This window comes from Pantoea sp. EKM103V (genome assembly GCF_011800365.1).
GTDB classification, from domain to species: domain Bacteria; phylum Pseudomonadota; class Gammaproteobacteria; order Enterobacterales; family Enterobacteriaceae; genus Pantoea; species Pantoea anthophila.
Genome location: NZ_JAALFQ010000027.1, coordinates 1 through 3178 on the forward strand (window position 1 = coordinate 1; position 3178 = coordinate 3178).

The window sequence follows — 3178 nt, forward strand, 5'->3', positions numbered from 1 at the left end:
CTGGCAAAAAAGGGCTCAAATCCTTCTTCACGCAGTTTATCCAGCAGGGTAATGGTCGGAATATAGGTATAACGCTCAGAACGCGAATCATGCTTTTCTGCAGAAAACGCGCTCGGAACAATGCGCATCAGCTCGTCGTTATTCAGCGGGCTGTTTTTACGGATAGCGGTCGGGGCGGCATAGCGGGAAGCAAAACGGACCATAATTAATTACCTCTTAAATCTGAGTGTCAGCAGTGAAATAAAAAACGGTTTATAAAGCGGCCAGCGCTTCGCGGAATATCAGGTAACCGGTGTCGTACTCATACAGCGCCAGCGGCCAGCCGTTGTGCAGGTAAACGATCGCCGCTTCAGGCTCCTCCGTGGGCTCCTCCAGCGCATCGAGCTCAGCCAGCTGCGCACCATTAACCCCGCTGATGCCGGTGAACACGCCATGCCTGTGCAGGTGATCGTACAGATCGCGAAACTGCGCCGGACTGAGCGCCCCGCCCTGCTTTTCCGCGCATGTTTTGGGAGATTCTGGCGTGGCGGTTTTGACGTTGACGTTCTGTGTGTTCATGGCATTTCTCCTGCTCAGGTGGGTTGTCATGTTTCGGTCGATCCAGTCGCGGCAGAGGGCAAAGGAGCAACGGCAGGCGGCAGATGCAAGGGCGCCGCAGGCGTGCATTTCACCCTTGCAGCTGACGAATGACGGTGCTACGACCAGCCCTCCGCGCCTGGACTGACCGGAACAGGCCCGCCGCGCGCGAAAACGGCACGAACACACCCCGGACGGCTATGCCGGTCCGGTCCTCAGCGGCCACGGCCTTTCGTGGCCAGTGAACGCACCGGCGCAAGCCGGTTGCAGGGGTTGCGTCAGCGATGGACACCCGCAGGGCAGAGACGGCCTGCCGGCTCTGTGCGCAGCATGACAGCGCGCCCGGACGCCCGGGGAGACAGCGTTTCAGTGCGCGGGACAGGGCATTGCGGAACGCCGGAAGAAAACATAACGACGTGGATTATCCAGACATCACAACTCCTGCTCAGCGCCTGACGGCATCCGGACAGCGCTGAAAGCGGGGGTGATAACAGGATGAACCTTCAGAATCATGCCGGGAGATGGCACCTGCGAATGTTTTCGCGATGGAGGCAGGACGGTGCGTCAGCACCGTCTTTTATCCGGGGCCGGACGGCCCCGCGGGGTTATGCTGTGCGGCCCCTGCTCATGTGTCCGCTTCGCAGCCGTAGTGCTGTGCAGCCGAAACCAGCAGCTCACAGAACGGCATGCCCGTTCCGCCACACAGGTGCATCAGGTCAGCCAGTAAATCCACCACGGCGGTGGCGGCCGGTTCCTCATCGGCATCGAGGCCGGTGCAGCGCGCAAAGGTGACGAGCGCGGCAGCAGCAGCGCCTGCCCGGCCAGCATTGTCTGCTTCAGACGGCATCCCGTCTGCGTTCTGGTGCGCCAGGCAGGCGAGATCAGCAAACGTCATCGTGTCGTCAGCCATCAGGGAAGTCGTGGTATTCTGCATAATGTATTCCTCTCAGTCAGGGTGATCAGGGCCGGTCTGACCGGCCCTGCGGCATCAGATAGTGACCCGGCGATTCCAGGTAGCTTTCCAGTCGATATAGTTTCCCTCGCGCAGCGGCGTCAGCTTCACCAGGTTTTCCGCCAGCCCGTTCATGATTAGGATGCGCTCAACCGCCTCAAACCAGCCCTCCCCGCTGCCGACCGGAAACCACAGGTTCGAATTGTCACCGCTGAGCAGCGGATGATCGCAGAAGTGCACGCCCCGGCCCTGCGGCGTTTCGCTCCCCGTCACGATGCCTGACGCGCGCACCGTTTCGGTCAGGGCACTGCAGGCCAGCCGTTCAGCGATATCAGACCAGCACCACTCTCCGTCCGGCACCGGCAGCTCAGCATGCCGCAGCGACTGACCGCCCGCCCGCGCGGCAAGCCGGGCGATATCGGCCACCCCGGTCTCTGCGGATGCGCCGTCCGCCTCGCAGATATAGTGCCCGTTGTGCCAGAAGGATTCGGCCCCGTTGTCGAGGCGGATCAGGCAGTATCGGCCCAGCGCGCGGGCGATATCCTCATGCGTCACCGGTGACGCCGCACCGGCCGGATGCTGCTGCACGATCATGCTGCTCATGGCTGCACCTCCAGCTGGCTCTTAACGGTGGTCATGAACTGCTGCCACAGCGAAAACGGCATGGCGGGTACATGTGCCAGCCGTCCGCTGCGCAGGGCGTTTACAAACGAAGTGGCATGTGCGACGATTTGTGAGTCAAAATTCATATCTACTACCCATTGGTTGGTTTTGATGAGGCCGCCAGCGCGAACTGGCGACCGTGAAAAGAGCAGGCTCCGGCCTGCTTTTTTTACGCCTGCGGATTGTTCTGCGCACCTCCTGCCTGTTGTGCGACGTCAGCGGCAAGGCGGTCTGCCAGCAGGCTGCTTGCCCTGCCCCATGCCACCTCTCCCGCCGTGCCGAAGCGGTCGTGTACGATGTGACTCGCCGCTATCCACGCGCGGAATGAGGGCAGCGGCAGCGCGCCGTCCCGTACCGTGTCTGCCACCTGCTGCGCCATGTCGTGCAGCGTGAACCACAGGAATTCATGCTGCTCACGTTCGCTGAACCGGCGCTGCGCCAGCTCCGTGAGTGCCTTCAGGCTGTCCGCCAGCTGCGGCGCTAATCCGCTGATCCCGGCGTCTGCTGCGTTCTGTGTTTTCATTCCGCTCCCTCCCCCGCTCACGCAATATCCGCCAGGTGCATTCCCCGGCCCGCTTTCAGCAGCATTCCCAGCTCGCGGCAGGCCAGCCGCCAGGCTTCTTTACCGGTGCCATCGCACTGGTCACATACCAGCGGACCGGCGGCAAGCCACGCCTGCCAGGCCGTCAGGGGCATCCGCGGGCGGTAGCATGACCAGTCTGTTACAGCGTTGCAGACCTGCTCAGCCAGGCAAAGCAGGCCGCCGTAAAGCAGTTCTGCGCGGTCATCCAGCGTCATGCGCTCCGTGCGCAGCCCGGCCAGAAAATCCAGGTCTCCCGCCAGCGCCGGACTCACGCCCGCGAGGGTGTGGCCGTTAACCCATGTTTTGGGAGATTCTGGCGTGGCGGTGTTGACGTTGACGTTCTGTGTGTTCATGGCATTTCTCCTGCTCAGGTGGGTTGTCATGTTTCGGTCGATCCAGTCGCG

At 62.0% G+C, this 3178-nt stretch carries 6 protein-coding genes and 1 pseudogene; all 7 read right to left on the reverse strand.

All coding sequences use genetic code 11. The features are described 5' to 3' along the window. Nucleotides 1–203, reverse strand: a pseudogene (locus tag HFD97_RS21890) (DUF945 domain-containing protein); the annotation flags it as partial. A 49-nt stretch (nucleotides 204–252) separates the two neighbouring features. After that, nucleotides 253–558: a hypothetical protein gene (locus HFD97_RS21895; protein WP_167434914.1), complete on the reverse strand. Its 306-nt coding sequence runs from the start codon at nucleotides 556–558 to the stop codon at nucleotides 253–255. Nucleotides 559–1201: 643 nt separating this feature from the next. Then, nucleotides 1202–1510: a hypothetical protein gene (locus HFD97_RS21900; protein ID WP_167432546.1), complete on the reverse strand. Its 309-nt coding sequence runs from the start codon at nucleotides 1508–1510 to the stop codon at nucleotides 1202–1204. Between the two features lie 54 nt (nucleotides 1511–1564). Then, complete coding sequence (locus tag HFD97_RS21905) at nucleotides 1565–2131, reverse strand: hypothetical protein (RefSeq protein ID WP_255461662.1); 567 nt, start codon at nucleotides 2129–2131, stop codon at nucleotides 1565–1567. Continuing rightward, nucleotides 2128–2277: a succinate dehydrogenase flavoprotein subunit gene (locus tag HFD97_RS21910; RefSeq protein ID WP_167432551.1), complete on the reverse strand. Its 150-nt coding sequence runs from the start codon at nucleotides 2275–2277 to the stop codon at nucleotides 2128–2130. Before HFD97_RS21910 ends, HFD97_RS21905 begins: the two co-directional genes overlap by 4 nt. Before the next feature lie 83 nt (nucleotides 2278–2360). After that, on the reverse strand, nucleotides 2361–2714 hold the full coding sequence (locus HFD97_RS21915) for a hypothetical protein (RefSeq protein WP_167432550.1): 354 nt from the start codon (nucleotides 2712–2714) through the stop codon (nucleotides 2361–2363). A 17-nt stretch (nucleotides 2715–2731) separates the two neighbouring features. Continuing rightward, nucleotides 2732–3127, reverse strand: a complete 396-nt coding sequence (locus HFD97_RS21920) for a hypothetical protein (RefSeq protein WP_167432549.1) — start codon at nucleotides 3125–3127, stop codon at nucleotides 2732–2734. Between the last annotated feature and the right edge of the window lie 51 nt (nucleotides 3128–3178).

Excerpts from the sequence above, each read along its gene's own strand:
- HFD97_RS21905 (WP_255461662.1), bottom strand. The coding sequence starts at position 2,131 with ATGAGCAGCATGATCGTGCAGCAGCATCCGGCCGGTGCGGCGTCACCG.
- HFD97_RS21920 (WP_167432549.1), bottom strand. The coding sequence starts at position 3,127 with ATGAACACACAGAACGTCAACGTCAACACCGCCACGCCAGAATCTCCC.
- HFD97_RS21900 (WP_167432546.1), bottom strand. The coding sequence starts at position 1,510 with ATGCAGAATACCACGACTTCCCTGATGGCTGACGACACGATGACGTTT.
- HFD97_RS21895 (WP_167434914.1), bottom strand. The coding sequence starts at position 558 with ATGAACACACAGAACGTCAACGTCAAAACCGCCACGCCAGAATCTCCC.
- HFD97_RS21915 (WP_167432550.1), bottom strand. The coding sequence starts at position 2,714 with ATGAAAACACAGAACGCAGCAGACGCCGGGATCAGCGGATTAGCGCCG.
- HFD97_RS21910 (WP_167432551.1), bottom strand. The coding sequence starts at position 2,277 with ATGAATTTTGACTCACAAATCGTCGCACATGCCACTTCGTTTGTAAAC.